At 69.9% G+C, this 26,319-nt stretch carries 22 protein-coding genes and 2 pseudogenes; 7 read left to right on the top strand and 17 right to left on the bottom strand.

Annotated features, from left to right (window positions below; translation table 11 throughout):
* The first annotated feature begins 3 nt into the window (after positions 1–3).
* Positions 4–1,191 (top strand): class I SAM-dependent RNA methyltransferase, encoded by a 1,188-nt coding sequence (locus Rai3103_RS15300; protein ID WP_153573297.1) that lies wholly within the window; start codon positions 4–6, stop codon positions 1,189–1,191.
* A gap of 42 nt (positions 1,192–1,233) precedes the next feature.
* On the opposite strand, the gene Rai3103_RS15295 is transcribed toward Rai3103_RS15300, so the two are convergent.
* From Rai3103_RS15295 to thiC, 14 genes and pseudogenes are all read right to left on the bottom strand, one after another.
* Entirely contained in the window at positions 1,234–1,875 is a 642-nt protein-coding gene (locus tag Rai3103_RS15295; RefSeq protein ID WP_241864241.1) for a methionine ABC transporter permease, read from the bottom strand.
* Between the two features lie 14 nt (positions 1,876–1,889).
* Positions 1,890–3,044 (bottom strand): methionine ABC transporter ATP-binding protein, encoded by a 1,155-nt coding sequence (locus tag Rai3103_RS15290; RefSeq protein ID WP_153573295.1) that lies wholly within the window; start codon positions 3,042–3,044, stop codon positions 1,890–1,892.
* 47 nt (positions 3,045–3,091) lie between these two features.
* Positions 3,092–3,997, bottom strand: coding sequence for a MetQ/NlpA family ABC transporter substrate-binding protein (locus Rai3103_RS15285; RefSeq protein WP_153573294.1), 906 nt, complete (start codon positions 3,995–3,997; stop codon positions 3,092–3,094).
* 51 nt (positions 3,998–4,048) lie between these two features.
* Positions 4,049–5,413, bottom strand: coding sequence for an NtaA/DmoA family FMN-dependent monooxygenase (locus tag Rai3103_RS15280; RefSeq protein WP_153573293.1), 1,365 nt, complete (start codon positions 5,411–5,413; stop codon positions 4,049–4,051).
* A gap of 101 nt (positions 5,414–5,514) precedes the next feature.
* A complete protein-coding gene (locus tag Rai3103_RS15275) occupies positions 5,515–6,762 on the bottom strand; it encodes an acyl-CoA dehydrogenase family protein (RefSeq protein ID WP_153573292.1) in 1,248 nt (415 codons plus the stop codon).
* A 96-nt stretch (positions 6,763–6,858) separates the two neighbouring features.
* A complete protein-coding gene (locus Rai3103_RS15270; RefSeq protein ID WP_153573291.1) occupies positions 6,859–8,163 on the bottom strand; it encodes an acyl-CoA dehydrogenase family protein in 1,305 nt (434 codons plus the stop codon).
* A gap of 35 nt (positions 8,164–8,198) precedes the next feature.
* A complete protein-coding gene (locus Rai3103_RS15265; protein WP_228488977.1) occupies positions 8,199–9,701 on the bottom strand; it encodes an NtaA/DmoA family FMN-dependent monooxygenase in 1,503 nt (500 codons plus the stop codon).
* Positions 9,702–9,819: 118 nt separating this feature from the next.
* Positions 9,820–10,089, bottom strand: coding sequence for an acyl-CoA dehydrogenase family protein (locus tag Rai3103_RS18030; RefSeq protein WP_228488976.1), 270 nt, complete (start codon positions 10,087–10,089; stop codon positions 9,820–9,822).
* 295 nt (positions 10,090–10,384) lie between these two features.
* Positions 10,385–10,966, bottom strand: a pseudogene (locus Rai3103_RS19140) (acyl-CoA dehydrogenase family protein); the annotation flags it as partial.
* An 86-nt stretch (positions 10,967–11,052) separates the two neighbouring features.
* Positions 11,053–12,201, bottom strand: coding sequence for an LLM class flavin-dependent oxidoreductase (locus tag Rai3103_RS15255; RefSeq protein ID WP_153573290.1), 1,149 nt, complete (start codon positions 12,199–12,201; stop codon positions 11,053–11,055).
* Between the two features lie 18 nt (positions 12,202–12,219).
* Positions 12,220–12,765: an NADPH-dependent FMN reductase gene (ssuE, locus tag Rai3103_RS15250; protein ID WP_153573289.1), complete on the bottom strand. Its 546-nt coding sequence runs from the start codon at positions 12,763–12,765 to the stop codon at positions 12,220–12,222.
* 165 nt (positions 12,766–12,930) lie between these two features.
* Positions 12,931–13,389: an RrF2 family transcriptional regulator gene (locus Rai3103_RS15245; protein ID WP_153573288.1), complete on the bottom strand. Its 459-nt coding sequence runs from the start codon at positions 13,387–13,389 to the stop codon at positions 12,931–12,933.
* 9 nt (positions 13,390–13,398) lie between these two features.
* Positions 13,399–13,692, bottom strand: a complete 294-nt coding sequence (locus tag Rai3103_RS15240) for a hypothetical protein (protein ID WP_153573287.1) — start codon at positions 13,690–13,692, stop codon at positions 13,399–13,401.
* Between the two features lie 66 nt (positions 13,693–13,758).
* Entirely contained in the window at positions 13,759–15,456 is a 1,698-nt protein-coding gene (gene thiC / locus Rai3103_RS15235; RefSeq protein WP_153573286.1) for a phosphomethylpyrimidine synthase ThiC, read from the bottom strand.
* Between the two features lie 309 nt (positions 15,457–15,765).
* On the opposite strand from thiC, the pseudogene acnA reads away from it, so the two are divergent.
* The 4 genes and pseudogenes from acnA to Rai3103_RS15215 all read left to right on the top strand — a co-directional run bounded on the left by acnA (position 15,766) and on the right by Rai3103_RS15215 (position 21,135).
* Positions 15,766–18,443, top strand: a pseudogene (gene acnA / locus Rai3103_RS15230) (aconitate hydratase AcnA).
* A gap of 127 nt (positions 18,444–18,570) precedes the next feature.
* Positions 18,571–20,118, top strand: coding sequence for an amidase family protein (locus tag Rai3103_RS15225; protein WP_153573285.1), 1,548 nt, complete (start codon positions 18,571–18,573; stop codon positions 20,116–20,118).
* Between the two features lie 10 nt (positions 20,119–20,128).
* The gene (locus Rai3103_RS15220; RefSeq protein WP_228488975.1) at positions 20,129–20,827 is read left to right on the top strand and encodes an AzlC family ABC transporter permease; all 699 of its coding nucleotides are present in this window, start codon (positions 20,129–20,131) and stop codon (positions 20,825–20,827) included.
* Positions 20,824–21,135, top strand: coding sequence for an AzlD domain-containing protein (locus tag Rai3103_RS15215; RefSeq protein WP_153573284.1), 312 nt, complete (start codon positions 20,824–20,826; stop codon positions 21,133–21,135). The genes Rai3103_RS15220 and Rai3103_RS15215 overlap by 4 nt, the downstream gene beginning before the upstream one ends.
* A gap of 32 nt (positions 21,136–21,167) precedes the next feature.
* Here the strand turns inward: Rai3103_RS15215 and Rai3103_RS15210 are convergent, their stop codons facing one another.
* The 3 genes from Rai3103_RS15210 to Rai3103_RS15200 are packed head-to-tail and all read right to left on the bottom strand — an operon-like array spanning position 21,168 to position 23,469.
* Entirely contained in the window at positions 21,168–22,073 is a 906-nt protein-coding gene (locus Rai3103_RS15210; RefSeq protein ID WP_153573283.1) for a hypothetical protein, read from the bottom strand.
* On the bottom strand, positions 21,968–22,759 hold the full coding sequence (locus tag Rai3103_RS15205) for a hypothetical protein (RefSeq protein WP_153573282.1): 792 nt from the start codon (positions 22,757–22,759) through the stop codon (positions 21,968–21,970). The genes Rai3103_RS15210 and Rai3103_RS15205 overlap by 106 nt, the downstream gene beginning before the upstream one ends.
* Positions 22,756–23,469: an ABC transporter ATP-binding protein gene (locus Rai3103_RS15200; RefSeq protein WP_153573281.1), complete on the bottom strand. Its 714-nt coding sequence runs from the start codon at positions 23,467–23,469 to the stop codon at positions 22,756–22,758. Before Rai3103_RS15200 ends, Rai3103_RS15205 begins: the two co-directional genes overlap by 4 nt.
* A 479-nt stretch (positions 23,470–23,948) precedes the next feature.
* On the opposite strand from Rai3103_RS15200, the gene Rai3103_RS15195 reads away from it, so the two are divergent.
* Both Rai3103_RS15195 and dxs read left to right on the top strand, forming a co-directional pair.
* A complete protein-coding gene (locus tag Rai3103_RS15195; RefSeq protein ID WP_194793171.1) occupies positions 23,949–24,281 on the top strand; it encodes a hypothetical protein in 333 nt (110 codons plus the stop codon).
* A gap of 60 nt (positions 24,282–24,341) precedes the next feature.
* Positions 24,342–26,270: a 1-deoxy-D-xylulose-5-phosphate synthase gene (dxs, locus tag Rai3103_RS15190; RefSeq protein WP_153573280.1), complete on the top strand. Its 1,929-nt coding sequence runs from the start codon at positions 24,342–24,344 to the stop codon at positions 26,268–26,270.
* Positions 26,271–26,319: the final 49 nt, after the last annotated feature.

Below are 26,319 nucleotides of genomic sequence, written 5' to 3'. Positions count from 1 at the left end.
GCCATGGCCGAGGATGCGCTGGTCACCGCCGCACCGGGAACGGTCGTCGGCCCCGTCGACGTCGGTGCCGTGGCCCACGGCGGCCACTGCGTGGGTCGCCTGGAGGGCCGTGTGGTGTTCGTCCGCCACGCGTTGCCCGGCGAGACGGTGCGCGTCCGCCTGACCGACACGTCACACGATCGCTTCTGGCGCGGTGATGCCGTGGAGGTGCTGCGGGCCGACCCCGCGCGGATCACCCCTCGTTGCCCGGTCGCCGGACCGGGGATGTGTGGCGGATGCGACTTCCAGCACGCCGATCCCTCCACGCAGCGCGAGTTGAAGGCCAGCGTGGTCCGCGAGCAGCTCTCGCACCTGGCGGGCCTCGATCTCGACGTCGTGGTGGAGGAGTTGCCTGGCGGGATGTTCGGGTGGCGGACGCGGATGGCGTACGTTGCACACTCGGGACGCTCCGCGATGCGAGTACATCGGAGCAACGACCTGATCGACGTCCCCTCCGAGGGCTGCCCCCTGGCCGTCCCGGCACAGCCTGACCCGCACGCGTTGGCAGCGGCACTGCCTGACACCGATGAGCACGCCCTGCGCGTCGTGACGGACTGGAGCGGGACGTCCACCGTGATGATCGACGGAGTCGTCACGCAGGGGCCCCAGGACCTCGTCGAACATGCTGTCGAGCGGGACTGGCGGGTCGATGCCGACGGGTTCTGGCAGGTGCATCCCCACGCCGCCGACACCCTGGTCGGGGCCGTGATGGAGGGGCTCGCTCCGCAGGCCGGCGAGCGGGGATTCGATCTCTACTGTGGAGTCGGCCTCTTCGCCGGCGCGCTGAGTGCCGCCGGGGTGCAGATGTGGGGCGTGGAGGTGGACCGGCGCGCCATCGAGTTGGCGGGGGAGAACGTGCCGGAGGCGCGCTTCACCGCCGGCCGGGTCGACCGCCTCCTGCGGCGGATGCCCAGGTCGACCGACCTCGTGGTGCTCGACCCACCGCGGACCGGGGCGGGCAAGGACGTCGTCGATGCGGTGGCAGACCGCAATCCGCGGGCGATCGCCTACGTCGCGTGTGATCCGGCGGCACTGGGTCGTGACCTGGGGCGGTTGCGCCGCCAGGGGTACGAGCTGTCCTCTTTGCGGGCCTTCGACCTGTTCCCGAACACGCATCACGTGGAGTGCGTGGCCATCTGCGTACCCGCCTGAGCCGGCCCAGCCGCTGCTGCTCGGCTGAGCCGGCAAGAGGGCTCAGTGGTGCATCACCCGGTGAGCCAGTCGGTTGCCGATCACCTGGGCGAGTTGAACGATCACGATGATCACCACCACCGCGAGCAGGGTGACGGCGTAGTTGAACTGCTGGTAGCCGTACGTGATCGCCAGGTCCCCGAGGCCGCCGCCACCGATGTAGCCGGCGACCGCGGACATGTCGACCACGCCGATGAAGACGAAGGTGTAGCCGAGGACCAGGGGTCCGATGGACTCCCTGACCACCACGTCGAGCAGCACCCTGGTCCGGGAGACGCCCATCGCCCGGGCGGCCTCGACCAGCCCGGCGTCGATCCCGACGAGGTTCTGTTCGACAATGCGGCCGACCACGACCGAGGCCATCAGGGTCATCGGGAGGATCGCCGCCTGCGTTCCCACCGAGCGACCCGTCAGTGCGAGTGACAACGGTTGCACCAAGGAGATGAAGATGACGAACGGGATCGGCCGCACGACATTGACCAGCAGGTTGACGGCGGCGAACAGCACCCGATGCTCCAGCAGGTTGCCGGGTCTGGTCGCGTAGAGCAGGATCCCGATGAGGGTCCCGGCCACCGCCCCCACCAGCATCGTCAGGGACACCATCTGCAGGGTCTGGACCACGGACTGCCCCAGGAGTGGTCCCATAATGGTCCAGTCGATCATCGTCGGCCGCCCTTCACCTCGAGGCGGTCAGGCGTGGTGACGAGGGCGGGTCCGCCCGGTTGTGGTGGCGCCGCGTCGCCGTCCGGCGTCACGGCCGGCCAGACCGTCACACTGGTGCTCGCCGCCAGGTCGTCGACCAGTGCTCGGACCGCGTCGGGTGACCCGTCGAGCGCATAGGTGAGTGACCCGTACGGGCGCTCGGCGATCTCGACGACCGCGCCGAAGACGACGCCGCTGCTCACGCTCCGGTGGCGGGCCAGCGTCTCGAGCACCTGCTGCTGCGCGGACGGACCGGCGGACGCGGCAGCGGAGTCGACGATGGAAACCGTCACGAACGTGCCGGGATGATGGGCCCGGAGCCGGTCGATCGTGGCCGCGGTCGGCGCGTCCTGGATCGTGGACTCGATGAAGCGTCGGGTCTCCGGGAACCGTGGGTGGGCGAAGACGTCGTAGACCGGGCCGTGGTCGAGCAGGCGGCCGTGTTCCATCACCGCGACCGTGTCGCAGATCGAGCGTACGACGTTCATCTCGTGGGTGATCACGACGATCGTGGTGCCCGTGTCGCGATTCACCCGCTGCAGCAGCTCGAGGACCTCTGCGGTGGTGTTCGGGTCCAAGGCGCTGGTGGCCTCGTCGGCCAGCAGGAGGGATGGCCTGGTGGCGAGTGCCCGGGCGATCCCGACCCGTTGCTTCTGGCCGCCCGACAGCTGTCCGGGGAACCGGTGCGCTGCCCCGGACATGCCGACGTACGCGAGTAGTTCGGCGACCCGACGGGACCGCTCGGCCCTGTCCCAGCCGGCGATCCGCAGCGGGTACTCGACGTTCTGCTCGACCGTTCGCGATCCAAACAGGTTGAACTGCTGGAAGATCATCCCGATGGAGGAGCGCAGTCGCCGCAACTCCCGCTCGCTCAGCGACGTCACCTCGCGCCCGCCGACCTCCACCGCACCGCTGTCGGGCAGTTCGAGGGCGTTGATCAGCCGGACAAGCGTCGACTTCCCGGCCCCGGAGTGCCCGATGATCCCGGTCACGCTACCGGCCTCGACGTCGAGGCTGACGTCGTCGACAGCAGTGACCGCCGGGGCGGTCGAGGAGCGCCGTCGGGGCGTGAACGTCCTGGAGACGTGACGAAGGCTGACGATGGCCGTCACAGGGGTCCTTCCGGGGCAGAGGAGTCGGGAGATCGGAGGAGTGCGCGTCACTGCTTGGAGGCGATGCGCTGTTGGATCGTCGCCAGGCTGGCCTGGAGGGCAGCGGGGTCCTGCTTGAGGAAGGTTCCGGACCCCAGATCCTTACGGACGGCTTCCTGGACCGTCGGATCGTGGTAGATCGCCGCGATCTTCAGCAGGGTCGGGTTGTCCTTGTCCTCCGGTCGCGCCACGAAGGCGTTGAGGTACGCCGCGGAGGCCTGGGCGGTCGGGTCGTCCTTCGCGAGGATGAGGTCCTGGGAGAGTTTGGCCGCCGTGGCGTAGTTGTTGTTCACGATGGCTCCGTCCAGCGAGTCGAGGTTCTGGGCGGTGACCTTCGCGTCGACCGGGACGACCGTCACCCGGGAGGCCGATCGGTCGATCTCTGCCGGCGTGGAGGTCGAGTTGGCGCCGCCCCTGACCGTGATCAGGCCCGCCTGCTCCAGGACGACGAGGGAGCGGGACAGGTTGGTCGGGTCGTTGGGCACGGCGATCTGCCCCCCGCTGGGGATCTCGGCGAGACTGTGGTGTTTCTTCGAGTACAGCGGCAAGGGGTAGATGGCGGTCGAGCCGATCGGCTGGAGCGATTTGCCGTTCTTCACGTTGTACGTGGCCAAGTACTGCAGGTGCTGGAACTCGTTGAGGTCGAGCTGCTTCTGGTCCAGCGCCGGATTGGGCTGGTTGTAGTCGGAGAAGTTCTGGAACTCGACGGTGACGCCGGTCTGCTCTTTCACGGTGTGGGCGTAGACCTGCCAGTAGGGCTCCGCTCCATCGGAGACGCCGATCCTGACGGTCTTCAGGTCGGTGGGCAGGCCCGCGGACTTGGGTTCGGTGGCGTTCCCGGCGCTGCAGGCGGTGAGCAGCGCCAGGGACACAGCGACGACGGCGGCCTTCAGCAGGGCGATGGGCTGGGGCATTGTTCCTCTTCCTGTTCTTCCCGGGTGTTTCCCGGTAGGGGTGGGGTTTGGTCAGTTGCCGGCGTACGCGCCGCGGTAGCGGGCGGCCGGATGGCGATCGGGGAGCCGGTCGGTCCCGAAGATCCTGTGGCGCAGGGTGCCGGGCGCGTACGCCAGCTTGGCCAGGCCACGACGCTGGAGCGTGGGCAGTAGTAGACGGGTGAACTCCTCGTACGTGCCGGGGAGCCGCCAGTTGATGACGTTGATGCCGTCCACTCCGGCGTCGCGGTAGTCGGCGAGGACGTCGGCGATCTGCTCGGGCGTGCCGGCGACCAGTCCGCGGCGCACCCGGCTGTTCACCAGGTCGCCCAGGGTGGGTTCGCGACCATCGACGGTCGCGCTCACCCAGTCCACGTGCCCGCGCCCGCCGTTGTTGGCGATGGCCCGCAGTGGAGTGTCGTCGGGTAGGTGCGAGCCGTCCGGCAGTGTCCCGAGGGCGGTGTGCAGTTGGTAGCCGAGGATCGACGCGTACGCCTCGTAGTCGGCCAGCTTGGCCTCGACCTCGGACTGGTCCTCGCCCACGACGAAGGTCAGGCCCTGGAAGAACCGCAGGTCATCGGGCCGTCGGCCCAGCTCCGTGGCAAGGCGGCGCGTGGTGGCGATGTGCTCCCGGGCGACGTCCGGATCCGGAGTGGTGATGAAGACGGCCTCGGCATGGCGAGCCGCGAACGCGATGCCCCGAGCCGATCCGCCCGCCTGGAAGAGCAGTGGGGTGCGCTGCGGCGACGGTGCGACCAGATGCGGCCCCTCGACGCTGTATCGCGCACTGCGGTGGTGGATCTTGTGCACCTTTGCCGGGTCGGCGTACCGATTGCCCGCCCGATCCAGCACGACCGCGTCCTCGTCCCAGGAGCCCTCCCAGAGCTTGTAGAGCACATCGAGGTACTCGTCGGCCCAGTCATAGCGCGCGTCGTGGTCCAACAGGCCGGCAAGGTCGAAGTTGCGCGCCGCGTTCTCCTGGGTGGAGGTGACGATGTTCCAGGCCACCCGTCCGCCGGTGAGGTGGTCGAGGGTGGAGATCTGCCGGGCGAAGTTGAACGGCGGGTTCTGCATGATGTTCGAGGTGTAGGCCAGGCCGATGTGCTCGGTGGCCAGCGCCAGCGCGCTGAGGAGCACTGCCGGGTCGTTGGATGGGATCTGCAGACCCTCGGTCACGTTGTCCGCGAACCGGCCGTCCGGGGGTCCGTAGAGGCCGGTGACGTCGGCGAAGAACATTGCGTCGAAGAGCCCCTCCTCGAGCGTACGGGCCAGGTCGACCCAGAACCGCAGGCTGTTGAACTCGACCTGGTGCGCGTCGGGGTGACGCCACTGTCCGTGGTGGATGTGGCTGGGGGTGTTCATCAGGAAGGCGTTGAAGGCGAGAGGCTGGTCGGCCATCGGGAGGTCCTGTCGGCAAGTCCGGGCGGGCCGCACGGAGCGGGCGCGTCCGTGCGAGGGTGGGCCGGTGGCCGCCCACTGCGGTGCGGCCACCGGTGAGGTCAGGCGCTGGGCGCCGCGACCGTCGCGGCGGGCTGGATCGGGGCCAGCGCGTTGTGGATGAAGGTGCTCACCGGGACGCCGTTCAGCGCGTGGTCGCCCACGGCCAGGGTCTGGTGGAAGCTGGGGTTGTTCGACGCGATCGTGCGTGCGTTGCGCCACAACCGGTCCAGCTGCCGTCCGCTGGCCGTCGCCGAAGCCCCGCCGACCTCGAAGATCTCGGAGGTGATCCGCAGGACGTCTTCGATGACGACCGGCCACAACTGCGCGACGTACGCGTCGACGTCGTCGAAGTCGGATTCGTCCAGGTGCCCGGCCTGGTGCTGGTCGAGGGCCGCGCCGAGCCGACGGGCGGCGTCGACGACGGCGGCGCGCACCAGCCCGGTGCGGCCCCGGACGGAGCCCACGGCATACAGGGCGGCCGGGTCCTGGGTGGGGGCGACGGTCGGGTTCCAGGCGTTGCGGCCCTTCTGCCGGAGGAAGGCGATGATCTCGGCCGTCGCCGCTTCGGCGATGCCGACCAGGCTCGCCAGCAGGTCGAGCTGGTAGATCGGCCAGATGAGGGTCTGCTGGCTGCCGAGCGGCACGAAGAACCGGGGGTCGACCGGCACGTCGAGGAAGGTCGTGGTGCCCGAGGCGGTGAGCCGCTGCCCGAACCCGTCCCAGTCGTCGACGGTGGTGACACCAGGGTCGTCCGTTCTGGCCGCGAGATGGATCAGGGTGGCGTCGCCGTCCGCGCCGACCAGCTCCGCGGTGACCCGCGTCCAGTCGGAGTAGAGGGTCCCGGTGGTGTAGTACTTCGTGCCATTCAGCAGGAATCGGCCGTCGGTCTCGACCACCCGGGTGGCAGGGTTGCCGTAATTGCCGGCCTTCTCCGTCTCAGCGTTGCCGACCAGGGCTCCGGCCGCGATCTCCTGGATCCAGAACGCCCGGAAGTCCGCATCCGGCGAGACCAGCACGTCCTCGACGAAGCCGAGGTGGCCACGCAGTGCCTGGGCGATGTTGCTGTCGGCGGTCGCGACGTCGATCAGCACCTCGATGAGCTGCTCGAAGGAGGCCCCGAAGCCGCCCCGGTCGGTCGGGATCCTCAGTCGGCCGAAACCGGCGGCGGCCAGCTCGCGGATCTCGTCGAACGGCAGGATCCGGTCCCGTTCCCGGTCGACGGCGCCGGCGTGGATGCGCGCCAGTACCGGCGCGAAGTGCGCCCGCAGTTGGTCGGTGGTGGGCGGGGTCTGCAGGATCTCGGTCATCGGGGTCTCACTTTCGGGTGGAGCGCGGGCTTTGGTGGGGGCTTTGCGTGACGGGGGCTTTGAGTGACGGGTGCTTTGGGTGCGCCGGACTGCTGGTCAGCTGCCGACGGGGAATCCGCTGTCCGCGGCGGCACCGGCCGTGCTGCTGGTCGCGGCGGGAGCGCCAACCGCAGCGGGAGCGGTCCCGACCGTGTACTGGACGGCGCGATGGCCGCCGTTGAGCAGATGCGATCCGGCGAGCCGGGCACGAAAGATGAGCGGGTTGTGCTGGGCCAGGACCCGTGCGTTGCGCCAGTGCCGGTCGAGTCCGCGCGCCCTGCTGGTCTGGGAGGCGCCGCCGACCTCGAACAGCTGGGTGGCGGCGCGCAGCACACTCGGCGCGATGGCGAGCTGGGCCTGGTAGGCGCTGATGTCGATCGCTGTGTAGTCGTCGTCGGTCGCGACGCCCGCGGCCACCCGGTGCTGGACCTCGGCCAGCTCGTCGACGAACGTCAGGAAGATCGCCCGCGCGGCGTACGCGGTGGCCGACAGCTCACCGATGACCTGTTGCACCTGGGGATCGTGGCGCGGCAATGGGGTGTTGGCGTGGCTGTAGGAACGGGTCCGGCCGGCCACGTACGCTGTGGCGTCGCGGACGATCGACTGGGCGATCCCGGCGAGGTTGGCCAGGTGGACGGACTGGGCCAGCGCCTGGGCGTGGCTCGCCGCTGTGCTGTAGGGGCTCGACACGACCTCGTCGGCGGCCACCGGGACGCCGGTGAAGACTGTCGTGCCAGATGCCGTCAGTTGCTGGCCGAAGCCGTCCCAATCGTCCGTCATCGTGACGCCGGGGGCGTCCGACGGGACGAAAGCCCACACGCTGCGGCCCTCCTCGTCCTCGGCATGGACCTGGATCCAGTCGGCGTAGAGACTTCCGGTGCTGTAGTACTTCGTTCCGTCCAGCCGGAAAGCGTCGCCGTCGCGGGACACCCGGGTGGTGACCTGGCCGACCCGGTTGTCAACCTCGGTGACGGCGTTGCCGACCACCGCTCCGGCACCGATGCGCTGCAACCACCGGGCGCGTCGTTCGCCCTGCGGAGCGGCCAGCAGCTGTTCGACGCACAGCAGATGCGCCCGGAGGGCCTGCACCAGGTTGGGATCGGCGGCGCCGAGCTCGATGACGAAGGGGTAGAACTCGGCCAGTCCGAGTCCGGCGCCGCCGAACTCCGTCGGGATCCGCAGGGTGGTGTAGCCGGCGGCGCGGAGCCGGTCGATCGCGTCGTGGTCGATCACGTGGTCGGCCTCCCGGGCGACGGCGCCGGCGGCGAGCTCGTCGAACACCGGGATCAGGCGCTGTGCGGCGGCCAGCAGCGCGGGGCGAGCGGTGGGGCCGGTGAGGCGGCGGAGCTGTGCGGTGGTCATGGGGTTTCTCCAGGGGTGGGAAGAGGGTGGGAGCCTCAGCGGGGCGGACCCGCTGGTCGGGAGCGGACCGGGACAGGGTCAGGGCCGGGCGACCCCGGCGAGCTGGGAGGTGATCGACTCCAGGTGGTCCGAGGCGGTGGACAGGTCGCCGCCGATCCGGAACCGGCTGCCGCGATGGTCCGTCGGGAGCCGGTCGCCGCGTCCGAACAGCTTGTGGCGCAGCGTTCCGGGGGTGTAGGCCGTCTTGTAGCGCCCGAGATCCTGCAGCTGCGGCACCACGAACTCGACGATGTCCTCGAACGTGCCGGGCGTGATGGCGTACGCCAGGTTGAAGCCGTCGACGTCGGTCTCGTCCTGCAGCGCAGCCAGCTTGTGGGCCACCGTGGCCCCGAGCCGACGAGGATCGGCCCGAATCCGCCCACACCGATGTACTCGCTGAAGTCCCGGACCGTCCATGGACGGCCGTCCTCTCGCCGGGCGCCGAGGATGGTCTCCACCGCCGACCGGATGGCGTTGGATTCCACAGTGCCGACCGGCTCGTCCAGGCCGAACCGTGACAGGTCGACCCCGGTCCATCCGGACAGCAGCACCAGTGCACCCTCCGGATCGGCATAGTGGCGATACTCCTCGAACTTCGCCCACGCCTCCTCGTCGGTGGCGGCGGTGATGATCGTGTTCATGGCGAATACCCGGATGGCCTGCGGGTCCCGTCCGGCAGCAACGGCAGCGGCCCGGACCTTCCGGACGCTGTCACGCATGATGTCGACGGTGGGCGAGCTGATGAACACCGCCTCCGCGTTCTCGCCGGCGAACGTCACTCCCCGTGGCGAGGTGCCTGCCTGGTAGACCACTGGCATCCGCTGAGGGCTCGGTTCGGTGATCGCGATACCGGGCACGTCGAACCAGCGGCCGTGGTGGTTGATGGCGTGGACCTTCGCCGGGTCGACGAACCCCTTCACGCTGTCGTCGAGCACCGCGTCGTCCTCCCAGGAGCCCTCGAGCAGCTTGTACACCACCTCGAGGTACTCGTCGGCGTGGTCATAGCGCTCGTCGTGGGACATCTGGTCGCGGTGACCCAGGTTCTGCGCCGCGGATGGGAGGTAGCCGGTGACGACGTTCCAACCCACCCGGCCCTCGGTGAGATGGTCGAGGGTCGCCAGCCGCCGGGCGAACGGGTACGGGTGCTCGTACGCCGTGCCCGCTGTCACCCCGAAGCCGAGGTGCTCGGTGACCGCGGCCATGGCCGAAACCAGCAGGATCGGATCGTTGACGGGGACCTGGGCGCCGGTTCGCAGGGGCCCCTCGTTGCTCGCCCCGTAGACGTCGTACGTGCCGAGGACATCGGCGAGGAACAGGCCGTCGAACAGGCCACGCTCGAGGGTGCGGGCCAGGTCGGTCCAGTAGCCGAGCGTGGTGTACGTACGGGCCCGGTCGTCGGGATGACGCCACAGGCCGGGGGACTGGTGGGCGACGCAGTTCATGTCGAACGCGTTGAAGAGGATCTCGCGCCCGGGGGTCCGGGCGGGTCGGTCGGTCATCGGGGCCTCGGTCTTCCTGGATCAGGTCTCTGTGGATCGGGTGTCGGTCGGGCAGGTGCTTTTGGGCGGGGGGTGCCGTGCGGCGGGACCGATGGCCGGCTGCGGCGGGCGGACGCGATCACAGCGTCCCGGTACGTGGCGGTCGTTCGCCGGTAAGGCGGTATCGGCCGAGGTGCTGGTACTTCCAGCGCACCGGGTCGTGCAGCGTGTGGGTGCGGGCATTGCGCCAGTGCCGGTCGTAGTCGTACGTACGTCCTGCGGCGCGGGTGCCGGAGATCTCGAAGCCGCCCTCGGCCGCAGCCAGGGCCGCCTCGGTGGCGAGGATCTTGAGGGCCGCGACCGCCAGGGTCGCCTCCGTGGCCAGGTCCTCGTCCGGGGTCGTCTGCACGGCGTCGACTGCTCGGCGGCCACTCGCAGCTGGGCCGCGGCGGCACGGAGTCGCACCTCGAGCTCGCCCACGCGCTGGATGGTGAGGGGTCATCGACCGCGCGTCCCACCGCGGCCTCGTGATGCGGGCGCGCCGTCGTCCGGACGAACGCCGCGGCCTCGGCAAGTGCCCCCTCCGCGATCCCGGCGTCGATGGCACCGTGCAACAACTGGGCGTACGCCCCGTAGCCGTACGGTCCGGACACCGCCGCCCGGCGGCTGATCACCCGGTGGGCGGGCACCGCGACGTCATCGAGGTGAACCTGGCCGCTGGCGGTGGTGCGCTGGCCGATGCCGTCCCAGTCGTCGATCACGGTCACGCCCGGGGCGTCGCGAGGCACGAAGGCGACCACCTGGTCATCGGTGCCGGCCAGGCCTGCGAGAACCGGGATCCAGGTCGCGAACAACGCGCCGGTGGCGTAGCCCTTGCGGCCGGTCAGCCGGTAGCCGCCGGCGGCGTCCGGGCTGAGCCGGGTGGTGACCGAGAGAGCGGTCGGACCACCGAGCTCGGACTGGGCGTTGCCGAGCCGTGCTCCCTGCAACACGGCGGAGAAGATCTCCTCCTGCAGGTCTGGTGGCGCGGCGAGTCGCACCAGGTTGAGATACACGAAGTGGGAGTGGGGGATCTGGGCGATGTTCGGATCGGCGGTGGCCAGGATGCGGAGCACCTCGGCCACGGTCGCGGCGCCGGCGCCGGCGCCGCCGAAGGCGGTCGGGACTCCCAGCGCCAGGAGGCCGCTGGCGCTCAGGGACTCGATCTCCGGTGCCGGGAGCTCCCGGTGGAGATCACGGTGCGCTGCCCTGTCCGTGTACGTGGCCGCGAGCCCCCGGGCGATCATCCGTGCGCTGTCCGCATCGAGGACGGGAACGGTCGGCGCGTGCTGTCCGGTCCTCGCCGGGATGCCGGTTGTCGTCATGTCCCGGCTCAGATCGCCGCGGCGAACGGAACATGGCTGACCGGTGCGGCGCCGGGCCGTCCGGGGTGCTTCCACAGGCCACGCTCCTCGAGGATCGGCAGGACACCCTCGCCGAACCAATAGGCTTCCTCGAGATGCGGGTAACCGCTCAGCACGAACTTCGTCAGGCCCAGCTCGGCGTACTCCTCGAGCCGGTCCGCGACCTCGGTGTGCGACCCGACGAGCGCCGTGCCGGCGCCGCCGCGGACGAGTCCGACGCCTGCCCACAGGTTGGGGGAGACCTCGAGTCCGTCCTTGGTGCCCCGGTTGAGTTCCAGCATCCGTTGCTGTCCCTCGGACTCAGAGCGTCGGAGCCCTGCCTGCACCCGGGCGATCTGCTCGGGGGAGACACCGTCGAGCAGCCGCTGGGCCTCGGCCCAGGCCGCCGCGGAGGTGTCCCGGGTGATCACGTGCAGCCGGATGCCGAACTCGACGGTGCGACCGCGTTCCTCCGCCAGACCGCGGATCCACTCGACCTTGCGCCGGACCGCGGCCGGCGGTTCGCCCCAGGTCAGGTAGACGTCGCAGTTGTCGGCGAAGACCGGCCCCGCCGGTCCGGAGGATCCGCCGAAATAGAGCGGTGGCCGCGGGTCGGGCAGTCGTTGCAGGGTGGCGTCCTCGATGTCGAAGTACGCGCCCCGGAAGCTGACCGGCTTCTCGGACTGCCACAGCGCGTTGACGACCCGCAGGAACTCGTCACAGCGGGCGTACCGGCTCGCCTTGTCCTCGTGATCCCCGTACGCCCGCTGTTCGTGTGATTCGCCGCCGGTGACCACGTTGAGCAGCAGCCGGCCGCGGGACTGCCACTGGAAGGTGGAAGCCATCTGGGCGGCGAGGGTCGGGCTGATCGCCCCGGGCCTCAGCGCGATCAGGAACTTGATCCGCTCGGTGATGGCCGCGAGCATGGCGGCCGTCACCCAGGCGTCCTCGCACCAGGCTCCGGTCGGCACGAGCAGGCCCTCGAAGCCCAGGTCGTCGGCGGCGGTGGCGATCCGGGACAAGTAGCTGAGGGTGGCCGGGCGATCCTTCGAGGCGGTCCGGGCCGGTTGCCCGTGGCCGCCACCGACGATCCCGCGGGAGTCTCCGTAGGTCGGCAGGAACCAGTTGACGTCGAGCATGGTGGGGTCCTCTCGGTGTCACGCGGCGGCGGAGACGTACGGCAGGGCGGTGGAGAACGCCTCGACGGCGGCGTCGAGCCGTTCCACCGCCGATTCGTGGAGGCGTACGGTGCCGTCCGCCTGGACCGCGATCTGGGTGTCGGTGACGAGGTGGCTCTGCACGACGTGGCGGGCGCCGAGGGCCTGGAGCACCGGCCGCAGGGCGTAGTCGAGGGCGAGGGCGTGGGCGAGGGAGCCGCTGGTCGCCAGCGGTAGCACGGTCTTGCCGTCGAGCGCCGTCTGTGGCAGCAGGTCCAGCCATGCCTTGAGAGCCCCGGAGAAGGACGCCTTGTAGACCGGTGTCACGATGACCAGGCCTTCGGCGCTGGCGACTGCGTCCTGGCTGGCTCGGATGGCCGGATCAGCGAAGTCGGCGTGCAGCAGCGCGTCGGCCGGCAGGTCCCGGACGGCGAGGTGGTCCACGTAGTGTCCATTGCCGGTCAGCTGGGCGCCGACGAGCCGGGCGAGGGCGTTTCCCCGGGAGGTGGCCGATGGACTGCCGGAGACGGTGAGCAGTTGGGTCATGGGGCGGCCTTTCGAGGGAGGCGATGGGCTTCGTGGCCTCGACGTTAGCCAGAACAATAAGGCGAGTCAATACATCACTAAAGATGTAGGAATAAGGGGTATAAAGTGCCGCTCAGGTCGGTTGGCCGTGCCGAGTCATGGCACGCGGCGGGTAAGGGCAAAGCCTCAGTGGTTGGTCCAGGCGCCGTCATCGGCGGTCAGTGCCGTCACGCGATCGTTGAAATGCCCGCTGGCGAGCTGGGAGAGCGAGGTCGAATCCAACACCGCGCGCAGGGAGGCGCGCACCGCCACCCACAGGGTCGGCAGGTGCTGGGTGACGCCGCGATACTCGGTGTCCTGGGGGCGCAGCCCGCGCACCTCCCAGAGAGGCCCGTCGACGGCCCGCATGATGTCGCCGATGGTGATGGCGTCACCGCTACGGGCCAGGAAGTAGCCGCCGCGAGATCCCCGCAGGCTGGTGATCAGCCCGGCCCGCCGCAGGTCGGCGAAGATCGCCTCCATGAACTTGCGCGGCAGGTCCTCCTGCTGGGCGACGGAGTCCAAGGTCATCGGCTCGGCCGGATCGGCGGTCGCCAAGTGCACCATCGCGCGGACGGCGTACTCGGTGCGCGCTGAGAGGTTCACATCGTCATCCTACGGGCCGGGATGCGGCTTGTACGGCGTCGGCGCCACGGCCCGGCGAACCGGGCGCACCCTGGTGCTCGGAACCGTGGCCACGGTGAGTCGCTCCTCGTCGACCCAGGCCACCAGGGCCAGCCAGCCGCCGGGGGAGTGGGACCAGGACACCAGAACGCCCGGCAGCCACCTCCCGTCATCGACTTCGACCCAGCGGGTGCGGCCCTCCTCCGTGGCCGCGGCAGGTCCCCGCGCCGTCCCACCCGTGCGGTCCCCGAGGGAGCCGAAGTCGGACGAGATGCGCGAGGACATGGCCGCAGCCTAGGGGCCGCCTCTGACGCTGGGTGTGGGTCGCTGATGCCCCGCCTGGGACGCGCTTCAGTCCACCACCGGGAGGTAGACCCGGGCCCCCTGGTCGACGAACTCCGCCGACTTCTCCGCCATCCCCGCCTCGATCGCCTCCACCGAGGTCAGGCCGTGCGTTTCGGCGTAGTCACGGACGTCCTGGCTGATCCGCATCGAGCAGAACTTGGGCCCGCACATCGAGCAGAAGTGGGCGTTCTTGGCGGGTTCCGCGGGCAGGGTCTCGTCGTGGAAGGCGACAGCCGTGTCCGGGTCGAGTCCGAGGTTGAACTGGTCCTGCCACCGGAACTCGAACCGGGCCCTGGACAGGGCATCGTCGCGCAACTGGGCGCCGGGGTGGGCCTTGGCGAGGTCAGCCGAGTGGGCGGCGATCTTGTAGGTGATCACCCCAACCTTCACGTCGTCGCGGTCCGGCAGCCCCAGGTGCTCCTTGGGGGTGACGTAGCACAGCATCGCGGTGCCGGCCTGCGCGATCATCGCCGCCCCGATGGCGGAGGTGATGTGGTCGTAGCCGGGGGCGATGTCGGTGGCCAGCGGGCCGAGGGTGTAGAACGGCGCCTCGTCACACCACTCCTCCTCCAGGCGGACGTTCTCCACGATCTTGTGCATCGGCACGTGGCCCGGGCCCTCGATCATCACCTGGACCCCGCGACCCTTGGCGATCCGGGTGAGTTCACCCAGGGTGCGCAACTCGGCGAGCTGGGCCTCGTCGTTGGCGTCGGCGATGGAGCCCGGGCGCAGGCCGTCACCGAGCGAGAAGGTGATGTCGTACGCGGCGAGGATGTCGCAGAGTTCCGCGAAGTGGGTGTAGAGGAACGACTCGGTGTGGTGGGCCAGGCACCAGGCGGCCATGATCGAGCCACCCCGGGACACGATGCCCGTCACCCGGCGGGCCGCCAGCGGGACGTAGCGCAGCAGCACGCCGGCGTGCACCGTCATGTAGTCCACGCCCTGTTCGGCCTGCTCGATCACCGTGTCGCGGTAGATCTCCCAGGTCAGCGCGGTGGGGTCGCCGTCGACCTTCTCGAGCGCCTGGTAGATCGGGACCGTGCCGAGCGGCACGGGGGAGTTGCGCAGGATCCATTCCCGGGTCAGGTGGATGTCGCGGCCCGTCGACAGGTCCATGATCGTGTCGGCACCCCACCGGGTCGCCCACACCATCTTCTCCACCTCCTCCGCGATGGAACTGCGGACGACGGAGTTGCCGATGTTGGCGTTGACCTTCACGGCGAACTTCTTGCCGATCACCATCGGCTCCGCCTCCGGGTGGCGATGGTTGGCCGGGATGACGGCGCGGCCCGCCGCGACCTCGGCCCGGAGCACGTCGACGGACAAGCCCTCACGTGCCGCGATGAAGGCCATCTCCGGGGTGGTGACCCCGTTGCGGGCCCAGGCGAGTTGCGTACGCACCCGCGGGGACGACGGCTGGGCCGGGTCCGCGGGCACGGCGTGGGGCCGGGACCAGTCCTCGCGCAGCCGTGGTAGTCCGACGGCGAGGTCGTGCACCTCGGCGGCGGTGGTGTACGAGGTGTACGGACCGGAGGTGTCGTACACGTCGAGATGTTCCCCGTTGGTCAGCTCGATGCGACGCACCGGCACCCGGAGGGGCTCCCCGGCCGGACCGGTGGTCCCGACCCAGGCCTTGTGGCTCCCGCGGATGGGGCCGATGGTGATGTCGCTGGCGTCAGCAACGGTGGGATGGGTGTGACCCATGGTGTCTCCCTTCGCCGGCATTACCCGGGCAGGTTCCAGCGGTCGACGCCCGATGCCGGCGTCCTCTCAGCCCCTGCGACGACGGAGCTCCCGCACTGTGATGGTCCGATGACGCTAACCGATGGTGCTGAGAGGACGCGCAGTGGGGTCCGGTGACGCGGTCCCCGTCGGTGTGCCGTGCTTCGGTGTGGATCGGGGTGATGTTCCGGGGCGGGCTGCGCGGACGGCGGTGACGTGCTTGGATCGGGGAAGCACGGGAAAACCGTGGTATCTTGACGTCAAGAGAAAACTGTCGAGGGAGCTGTATTCATGAGCGTCAACAGCCTGGGTGCCAAAGCCGGCCTGGAGGTCAACGGCACGAACTACGAGATCTTCCGCCTGGATGCGGTCGAGGGCTCCGAGCACCTCCCGTACTCCCTGAAGGTCCTCCTGGAGAACCTGCTCCGTACGGAGGACGGCGCGAACATCACCGCCGACGACATCAAGGCCCTCGCCTCCTGGGATCCTGCTGCCGAGCCGAGCAAGGAGATCCAGTTCACCCCGGCCCGCGTGATCATGCAGGACTTCACCGGCGTGCCGTGCGTGGTCGACCTGGCCACCATGCGCGAGGCGATCACCGACCTCGGCGGGGACCCGACCAAGGTCAACCCGCTCTCCCCGGCCGAGATGGTCATCGACCACTCCGTGATCGTGGAGCACTTCGGCACCCCCGAGGCCTTCACCAAGAACGTGGACGTCGAGTACCAGCGCAACCAGGAGCGCTACCAGTTCCTGCGCTGGGGCCAGACCGCGTTCGACGACTTCAAGGTCGTCCCCCGGGCACCGGCATCGTCCACCAGGTCAACATCGAGAACCTGGCGCGCGTCGTCTTCCCGCGTGAGGTCAACGGTGTGCTGCAGGCCTACCCCGACACCTGCGTCGGCACCGACTCCCACACCACGATGGTCAACGGCCTCGGCGTCGTCGGCTGGGGCGTGGGCGGCATCGAGGCTGAGGCCGCGATGCTGGGCCAGCCGGTCTCCATGCTGATCCCGCGCGTCGTCGGCTTCAAGCTGACCGGCTCGCTCAACGAGGGTGTCACCGCCACCGACCTGGTGCTCACGATCACCGACATGCTGCGCAAGCACGGCGTCGTCGGCAAGTTCGTCGAGTTCTACGGCGAGGGCCTCGCCTCGATCCCGCTCGCCAACCGCGCCACCATCGGCAACATGTCGCCGGAGTACGGCTCGACCATCGCGGTGTTCCCGATCGACGACAAGACCATCGACTACCTGCGCCTGACCGGGCGCACCGAGGACCAGATCGCCCTCGTCGAGGCGTACGCCAAGACCCAGGGCCTGTGGCTGGACACCACCAAGGAGGCCAAGTACTCCGAGTACCTCGAGCTGGACCTGTCGACGGTCGTCCCGTCGATCTCTGGCCCGAAGCGCCCGCAGGACCGCATCCTGCTGTCCGAGGCCAAGGACAAGTTCGAGGCCACCGTGCCGTCCTACACCGAGGACTGGAAGGCCACCGCGCCGGTGACCCTGGCCGACGGCACCTCCTTCGAGCTGCCCAACGGTGCGGTGACGGTCGCGGCCATCACCTCCTGCACCAACACCTCGAACCCCTCGGTGATGCTGGGCGCCGCCCTGATCGCCAAGAAGGCCGTCGAGAAGGGTCTCTCGCCCAAGCCGTGGGTGAAGACCTCAGTCGCCCCGGGCTCCCAGGTCGTCACCGACTACTACGAGAAGGCCGGACTGCAGCAGTACCTCGACGACATCCGCTTCAACACCGTCGGCTACGGCTGCACCACCTGCATCGGCAACACCGGCCCGCTGATCCCCGAGGTCTCCCAGGCGGTCAACGAGAACGACATGGCGGTCACCGCCGTGCTGTCCGGTAACCGCAACTTCGAGGGCCGGATCAGCCCGGACGTGAAGATGAACTACCTCGCCTCGCCGATGCTCGTCATCATCTACGCGCTGGCCGGCACGATGGACATCGACCTGGCCACCGAGGCGCTCGGCAAGGACCAGGACGGCAACGACGTCTTCATGCGTGACCTCTGGCCCTCCCAGGCCGAGATCGACGAGGTGGTCAACTCTTCGATCTCCCCGGAGATGTTCACCAAGGACTACGCCGACGTCTTCAAGGGTGACGAGCGCTGGCGCTCGCTGCCCACCCCGGAGGGCAAGACCTTCACCTGGGACGAGGGTTCCACCTACGTCCGCAAGGCCCCCTACTTCGACGGCATGCCCGAGACCCCTGAGCCGGTCAGCGACATCAAGGGCGCCCGCGTCCTGCTGAAGCTGGGTGACTCGGTCACCACCGACCACATCTCGCCGGCCGGCAACATCAAGGCAGACTCCCCGGCCGGTCGTTACCTGGCCGGTCACGGTGTGGAGCGCAAGGACTTCAACTCGTACGGTTCCCGTCGTGGCAACCACGAGGTGATGATCCGCGGCACCTTCGCCAACATCCGCCTGCGCAACCAGGTCGCGCCGGGCACCGAGGGTGGCTTCACCCGCGACTTCACCCAGGCCGAGGGCCCGGTGACCACGGTGTTCGAAGCCTCCGAGGCCTACCGTGCGGCAGGCACCCCGCTGGTCGTCCTCGGTGGCAAGGAGTACGGCTCCGGTTCCTCGCGTGACTGGGCCGCCAAGGGCACCATGCTGCTGGGCGTCAAGGCCGTCATCGTCGAGTCGTACGAGCGGATCCACCGCTCGAACCTGATCGGCATGGGCGTCCTCCCGCTGCAGTTCCCCGCCGGCGAGTCGCACGAGTCCCTGGGCCTGACCGGTGAGGAGACCTTCGACATCTCCGGTGTCGAGGAGCTCAACAACGGCAACACCCCCAAGACGGTGCACGTCACCGCCACCCGTCCCGACGGCTCGGTCGTCGAGTTCGAGGCCGTCGTCCGCATCGACACCCCCGGTGAGGCCGACTACTACCGCAACGGCGGCATCCTGCAGTACGTGCTGCGTCACATGAAGGCTGCTGCCTGAAATCTGACCGATTGAGGTCGCTGCGTTGAACTGATCGGAGCCGGTCGGGTGGGACACCACCCGGCCGGCTCCGGCGTCCTCGACGCTCGGCACGGACGCCGACGTGGCTGGGCGCTACGGTGGTGGCGTGACGCCGCGCATGCCGAGCCACGACGCCGATCTGGCTCCCACCTTCCGTGACTTCGTCGCCGCCCTCGGTGCCGGCGATCCTCGCCTGGTCGAGCGCTTCTTCCTGCCCGGTGAGCAGACGCTGCTCGGTCGCGGGGGTGGCATGGTGGTGGGCTTCGCCGCGATCGTTGAGGCGGTCCGGGCCGACCCCCTCCCGGCGATCGCCGGACTGGTCCAGTCCCACCTGCGCGAGATCGGTCCCGACGGCACCCTGATCACGGTCACCCACCGCGCGCCGGGCGGCGGACGCGGGCTGATGACCCTCCTGTGGGAGAACACGGCGGAGGGCTGGCGCATCGCCTCGGCCCACGTCGATGCTCCCGTCCCCGCCCTCGACCCGAGGATCTGGCGCGAGGCCGGCACGCCGCTCGTCGCGCCCCAGGGGTCGGGAGTCCTCGACGGCCTCCGGCTTGCGGTCGCCGATGTCATCGGGGTCGCGGGACATCGCAGCGGGCTCGGCAGTGACGCCGTGCTCACCGAGGCCGCGACGGCCTCGGTCTCCGCTCCCGTCGTCGAGGCCACGCTGGAGGCGGGCGCCGCGCTGGTCGGGCTGGCCCAGCTCGACGAACTGGCCCTCGGCACCTCCGGCGCCGGGCCCGTGGGGATGCCGCTCAACATCCGGGCGGTGGACCGCATCCCGGGCGGGGCGATGTCCGGCGTGACCGCGGCGGTCGCCCACGGCCAGGCCGACATCGGCCTCGGCACGGACAGCGGTGGATCGCTCCTGGTACCCGCCTCCTACCAAGGACTCTTCGGGTTGCGGACGACCCACGGGCTTGTCTCCACCGACGGGGTCACCACCGTCGCGCCCTCCCTCGACGCCATCGGATGGGTCGGGCGCGACCTCGCAACGCTGGCTGCCGTCGCCGATGTCCTGCTTCCGGAAGCCGGCCACCGCGAGCCCGACGAGGTCCTGCTCGCCCGCAGTCTGCTGGAGCTGGCCGATCCTGATGTCGTCCGGGCGATCGAGACGATCACGGAGCGGTGGGACAGCGCGGTGCTGCCGATGCGGATGATCGACCTGCCCCGGACCACGGTGGAAGGCTGGGCGGACACGTTCCGCGACACCAGGCAGGTCGAGGCCGCGGCGCAGTACGGTCCCTGGGCCCTCGCCCACCAGGACGACCTCGGCCCCGAGGCCGGGGCGGTGCTGCGCGCCGGTCGAGCGGTGGGCGCCGACCGGGGGGACGCGGTGCGCCGGGCGCAGGCAGCAGCGCGGGCTGCCGTGGCAGAGCTCATCGGCAATGGGGTGTTGCTCGTCCCCACCACCGCGACGGTCGCGCCGACCCGCGATCTGGGCGGGGCGGCAGGACGACGCGGACGTCAACGGACGTCGCTCCTCACCGGGATCGCGGCACTCGGGGGACTTCCGACGCTCACCCTGCCACTCGCCACCCGGCGGCGGCTTCCGGTCGGCCTGAGCCTGATCGGTCCGGTCGGAGGCGACCACGCTCTGGTGGGGCTCACCCGTCGACTCCTGGCCGGCGGCGTTCCCGCGTTCGCCTAGACTTCGCGAGGTGCTGGCCTCCCCTCTGACGTCCCCCGCGGTGCGGCTGGGACTGTCGGTCTCGGCGGCGACGGGGCTCTATGGGATCTCCTTCGGGGCGCTCTCGGTGGCTTCCGGGTTGAGCCTCCTCCAGACCTGCGCGCTCTCGGTCCTGATGTTCACCGGAGGGTCGCAATTCGCCTTCATCGGCACGATCGCCGGTGGCGGTGCCGGCGGCACGGCTGCCCTCGCCGCGACCCTGCTGGGCGTGCGCAACGCCGTCTACGGGGTGTCGATGAATGCCTTGCTGCGGCCGCGGGGCTGGCGGCGGTACGTGGCCGCCCAGGTGACGATCGACGAGTCGACGGCGGTGGGATCCAGTCGGAGTGACCCGGGGGAGACGCGACGCGGGTTCTGGACCGCCGGTGTCGGTGTCTTCGTGCTGTGGAACGCCTTCACCCTCGTCGGTGCCCTGATCGGATCCTCGCTGGGGGATCCCCGGGCGTGGGGCCTCGACGGGGCCGCCGTCGCCGCCTTCCTGGGTCTGCTGTGGCCCCGTCTCCGCACCCGTGAGGCCGGCTCGATCGCCGTGGTGTGCGGGTTGGCGACCGCTGTGGCGACCCCTTTCGTGCCGGCGGGGATCCCGATCCTGGTTGCCGCCGTCGTGGCCGTGCTCTGGTCGCTGTGGGGGCCCGGCCGGCCCCGCGGGGCGAAGGAGGAGCGCAGATGACGGTGTGGGCCTGGATCCTGTTGGCCTGCGTCGCGGCGTACGCGCTGAAGTTGTCGGGCTACCTGGTGCCCGACCGGGTGCTGCAGCAGCCGGCGATGACCAGACTGACGATGGTGCTGACCGTCGGTCTGCTCGCGGCCCTGGTGGTGACGAACACCTTCGCCCACGGCCAGGGCCTGGTCCTGGACGCCCGGCTGGTCGCCCTCGGGGTCGCCGCGCTGGCCTTGTGGGTCCGAGCGCCCTTCCTGCTCGTGGTGGTCCTGGGCGCGCTCGCCGCGGCCATCACCCGGCTGCTGGGCTGGGGTTGATCGACCCGGCCCACCGGTCCACCCGCAACAGTTCAGCCCAGCCGGCCGAAGGCGCGTACCCCCCAGCCACGTAGCACCCCGAAGAGCAGCAGGGCCGTGACACCCGCGGCCAGCACCATCAGCACCAGTGCCCCGGTGGAGCCCACTGCAGGCGCCGCGACCAGCCCGACGCCGGTCAGTGCGACACAGCCGACGAATCCGCCGACCAGCGCGGCCAGCACACTCACGCTCTGCTTCACCACCACGGCATCACTGGGGGCATCGAGCACCGGCCAGACCAGGTTGGTGACCAGACCGAACTCCGCCACGGCCACGGTGACGAGGATGCCGATCAGCAGGATCAGCAGCCCGTCGAGTGGACCGGCGCCGCTCAACACCGCGAGCACCAGCCCCGCCGGGAGGAGCGCCGGGAGCACGACGAGAAGGTTGAGCGTGGCCTTGGCGGCCAGGACCTCCAGCGGGTCGAGCGGTGCGCCCCGAAGGATCCACAACCGGTCCCCCTCCAGGGAGATGCTGGGGGCCGTGGTGCAGGTCATCGACACGGGCAGGACCAAGGTGACCGCGGCGAGGATCGGCAGGGGGACCTCGAGGGCGACGGCCAGAGCGCGCAGCGGCTCTGGCAGACCGCCCGAGAAGAGCAGCCATCCGGCGCCGGCCAGCAGCATGACGACCCCGAAGCCGCTGTTCACCACATAGATCGTGCTGGTGAGGAAGCGATGGGCCTCCCGACGGAGCAGTGCCGCGAAGGGGGAGCGCACGTCCAGGGTCTCGATGCGTACCCGCCGGGCCGCGGGGGCGACATCGGTGCGCCCGGCGAGCAGCGGAACGTACGTCACCGACACCAGCCACGCGACGGCGACGAACGGGACGAGGCCGAGGGCCAGGAGCAGGGCCGCGGCACCGGGCGACCCGTCGACGGCGACATCCCGCAGGGCCATGAATCCCCAGGCCCACGGGCGCAGGGCTTCGCGGACCGCGGCCGGGTCGGATGCCAGCAGGGTGCGGACCCGCTGGGCGGCGGGGAACGGGGCCAGCGAGAGCGCCACCGTGGCGACGAGGATGACCACGTTGACCACCGTGCGTCCACGACGCCGGGGGCGACCAGGGTGATGAGCAGCGCCAGGGCCATCGACAGGCCAGTCACCCCGAGGGCGAGGACCAGTGCCCCGGCGAGCAGAACCGGCCAGAACCACCCCGGGACGGCGACCTGCCCTGCGTACGCCAATCCCGCGGGGACGGTGACGAGCACGAGCAGCAACGCGTTCTGCAGTGCCACGGCGGCCAGTTTCGCCAGGGCGATGGTGCGCGGGTGGAGCGGCAGGCTGAGCAACAGGGTGTCGTCCCGGCCGCCGAGGACGGACCTGCTGACCCCGAAAGTGCCGGCCGAGATGGCGCCGAAGGCGGCCAGGGCCGGCATGATCACCAGGACGAGATCGGCCGCGCCCACCCTGCCGAGCAGGGTCGCCAGGCCGAAGGAGTAGACGCCGCTGAGCCCCAGGGTGGCGAGGGAGACGATGGACACCAGAGCGGCCACCGACCAGCGGCGCCGGGTGCGCGTCCGCCCGCCCATCCCCACCAGCAGGCCCCACAACTGGATCCGGGTGAGAGCCACGATCGGGGTCATCGGGCGTTCTCCTGCAGCTCGAGGAACACGTCCTCGAGGGAAGCGTCCCGGGTCACCGTCGCGGTGGGGCCGCTCACCACCAGGCGCCCCTGACGGATGATGGCGATGTCGTCGCAGAGGGTCTGGGCGACCTCGAGGACGTGGGTGGAGAAGAGGACGGCGCCGCCGTCGCGGCACAGCGCGCGCAGGTGCTCCTTGAGCGTGTGGGATGCCAACGGGTCGAGCCCGACGAAGGGCTCGTCCAGCAACAGCAGGCGAGGGCGGCGCAGGAAGGCGCTGATCAGGGCGAGCTTCTGCTTCATGCCATGGCTGTAGCCCCCGATCACCCCGCCGAGGTTGCCCGTCATGTCGTACGCCTCGGCGTAGAAGCCGATGCGGTCGCGACGCTCGGCTCGCGGGATGCGATAGAGGTCGGCGATGAAGGCCAGGAAATCCAGACCGGTCATGAAGTCGTAGAGATCGGGGTTGTCCGGCAGGAAGGCACTGGCGCGCTTCGCCGCGATCGGATCGGTACGGACGTCGTGCCCGTCGACCGCGATGGCACCCGCGTTGAACGGCAGGATGCCGGCCGCCGCGCGCAGGGTGGTCGACTTCCCCGCGCCGTTGTGGCCGATGAACCCGGTGATCCGCCCGGCGGGGACGGTCAGGGTGAGATCGTCCACCGCCAGCGTGCTGCCGAAGCGGTGGGTGAGGTGTGAGATCTCCAGCATCGGAGCCTTCCTTGTCGTCCTCGAGGGTCGTTGGTCCCGGCCGGAGCCGGAGAGACGGGCGGGCGCTCCGAGAGTATCGGACAACCAGTTAGCTTGTGATGCATGATACCGCCTCGGAGTCGGGCGGGGGAAGTCGGGGCTGCGCTGTCGCGGTCCGCCCGTGCCACTGTCAGCGCCTTTGCCTACGCTACGAACATGCGTACGATTAATGGTGGAGGAGGAGTGGCCATGGGGTATCCGCGAGGTGACTACGTTTCGCCGCCGCCGGGGGATCGTCCGTCCGGGGCGCCGGGTCGCGATCCGCGCGCCGTCAGCCCGCAGTCGTCCGAGGCCTGGACGCAGCGGCGCTCAGGAGAAGAGGGACGTCACCCGGGCCGGGACAGGGCGGACGCCCGGGTGACCAGGGGTGTGGGGGAGGGACCTGCCCCGCGGGGCGGGGGTCCGGACGGCCCTTCCTCCCGGCAGGCTGGCCGGTCTCGGTGCTGCCACCTGGGGTGGACGACTGGGAGCGCAGTGCGATCGCCTTCCTCCTCGATTGCTGTCCGGCGGATTTCCGGGGGTACCCGGTGCTGCGGCGCCACCCTGTGGTGCTCGCGCAGTTCGCCGCCCAGGTCGTCGAGGCCCAGGTGCGGGCATCGGAGGAGGGACTGGCGCGCGCCCGGCTCAGTCTGCGGGACCAGGTCGAGCCGCAGGTGGTCGAGGAGGCGGTGCGCACGTGGCGGGAGGAGTTGGTGAGGCTGCGAACGATCCGTGACGGCATCGGTCTGGTGGACGACGCGCTGCGCGGTATGGCGTTCGTGCCGAGGCTGTGAGTATGCCGGTGGAACCGTGAATGTCGAGGATCCCAAGGGTCGCGCCTTAGACTGATCAGCATGCCATTGTTGGAGAGGATCCAGGGTCCTGAGGACCTGGGTGACCTGACCCGCACCGAGATGGACGAGTTGGCCGCGGAGATCCGTGACTTCCTCATCACCCACGTGAGCCGCACCGGCGGTCACCTGGGACCCAATCTCGGTGTGGTCGAGCTCACCCTGGCCGTACATCGCACCTTCACCTCTCCACACGACCCGATCGTCTTCGACACCGGTCACCAGAGTTACGTCCACAAGATCCTGACGGGTCGGCAGGGCGGTTTCGACGATCTGCGCCAGCGCGGCGGCCTGTCCGGCTATCCCAGCCGCCAGGAGTCGAAGCATGACTGGGTCGAGAACTCGCACGCCTCGGCCGCGCTGTCGTGGGCGGAGGGCATGGCCAAGGCACTCAAGATCCGCGGTGAGAAGGATCGTACGGTCGTCGCGTTCGTCGGTGACGGCGCGTTGACCGGAGGCATGGCCTGGGAGGCGCTCAACAACATCGCCGTCCAGGACGACCTGCCACTGGTCATCGTGGTGAACGACAACGGCCGCTCCTACACCCCGACCGTCGGCGGTCTGGCACAGCACCTCGCCGTGATGCGGACCGACCGGCGCTACGAGGATCTCCTCGACGTGATCAAGCGCAACGTCAGCCGGGCGCCCCTGGTCGGGCGACCGGCGTACGAACTGCTGCACGGCCTGAAGATCGGGCTCAAGGACGTCCTGGCGCCTCAAGGGCTCTTCGCCGATCTCGGCCTGAAGTACGTCGGGCCGATCGACGGCCACGACGAGCCGGCCGTGGAGCGGGCCCTGGCCCAGGCCAAGGACTTCGGCGGGCCCGTGATCGTCCACTGCCTCACCCAGAAGGGGCATGGCTTCCGGGCGGCCGAACAGAACGAGGAGGACCGCTTCCACGCCATCGGCCAGATCGACGCCCACACCGGGGAGCCGCTCTCCAGCATCGTCACGGCGACCTGGACCGATGTCTTCGCCGAGGAGCTCGTCCGGATCGGTGGCCGCCGGGACGATGTCGTGGCCATCACCGCGGCCATGCTGCATCCGACCGGCCTCAACCGGTTCGCCGCCACCTACCCTGACCGCACCTTCGACGTCGGCATCGCCGAGCAGCACGCGGTGACCTCAGCGGCAGGGATGGCCGCCATGGGACTCCATCCGGTGGTGGCGGTCTACTCCACGTTCCTCAACCGGGCGTTCGACCAGGTGCTGATGGATGTCGGTCTGCACCGGGCCGGTGTCACCTTCGTCCTGGACCGGGCGGGCGTCACCGGCAGCGACGGTCCCAGCCACAACGGCATGTGGGACATGTCGGTGTTCCAGGTCGTGCCAGGGCTGCACATCGCCGCCCCCCGCGATGGCCAGCGACTGCGCGACGCCCTGAACGCGGCGGTCGACATCGATGATGCCCCCTCACTCATCCGCTTCTCCAAGGACAAGTTGCCCGACGACATCGAAGCGATCACGCACCGCGGCGAGGTCGACGTCCTCTACTCCTCGGAAGGACGGCCGCGAGTGCTCGTCGTCGCGTACGGCCAGATGGTCGGCACCGGCCTCGACGTGGGCCGCCGCCTCACCCAGCAGGGCATCCCGGCCACCGTGGTCGACCCGGTCTGGGCCCTGCCGGTGGGGGAGGACCTCCTCGGCCTCGTCGCGGACCACGACCTCGTGGTCACCATCGAGGACAACTGCGTCGTCGGTGGAGTCGGCGCCCGGCTCGAGCAGGCGATGGCGGACCACGAGATCACCACACCCGTCCAGACCTTCGGGATCCCCGACCAGTACCTCGCGCAGGGCTCGAGAGGCGAGATCCTCACCGACCTGGGCCTCACCGGTCAGGACATCGCCCGTTCCGTGGTGGAGCACATGCTGCGACTGGATCGCCTGCCCGTACCTTCCCCGACCGAGGTCGTACGTCCCGAGCGGGACTGAGCCTGACGAGAGACTGAGCCGGACAAGAGGCTGAGTCGGACGGGATCGG

Origin of the sequence: Raineyella fluvialis, from assembly GCF_009646095.1 — a bacterium.
Classification (GTDB): domain Bacteria; phylum Actinomycetota; class Actinomycetes; order Propionibacteriales; family Propionibacteriaceae; genus Raineyella; species Raineyella fluvialis.
The sequence above is the reverse complement of the archived record's forward strand: the minus strand, read 5'-3'. Positions and strand labels throughout refer to the sequence as shown.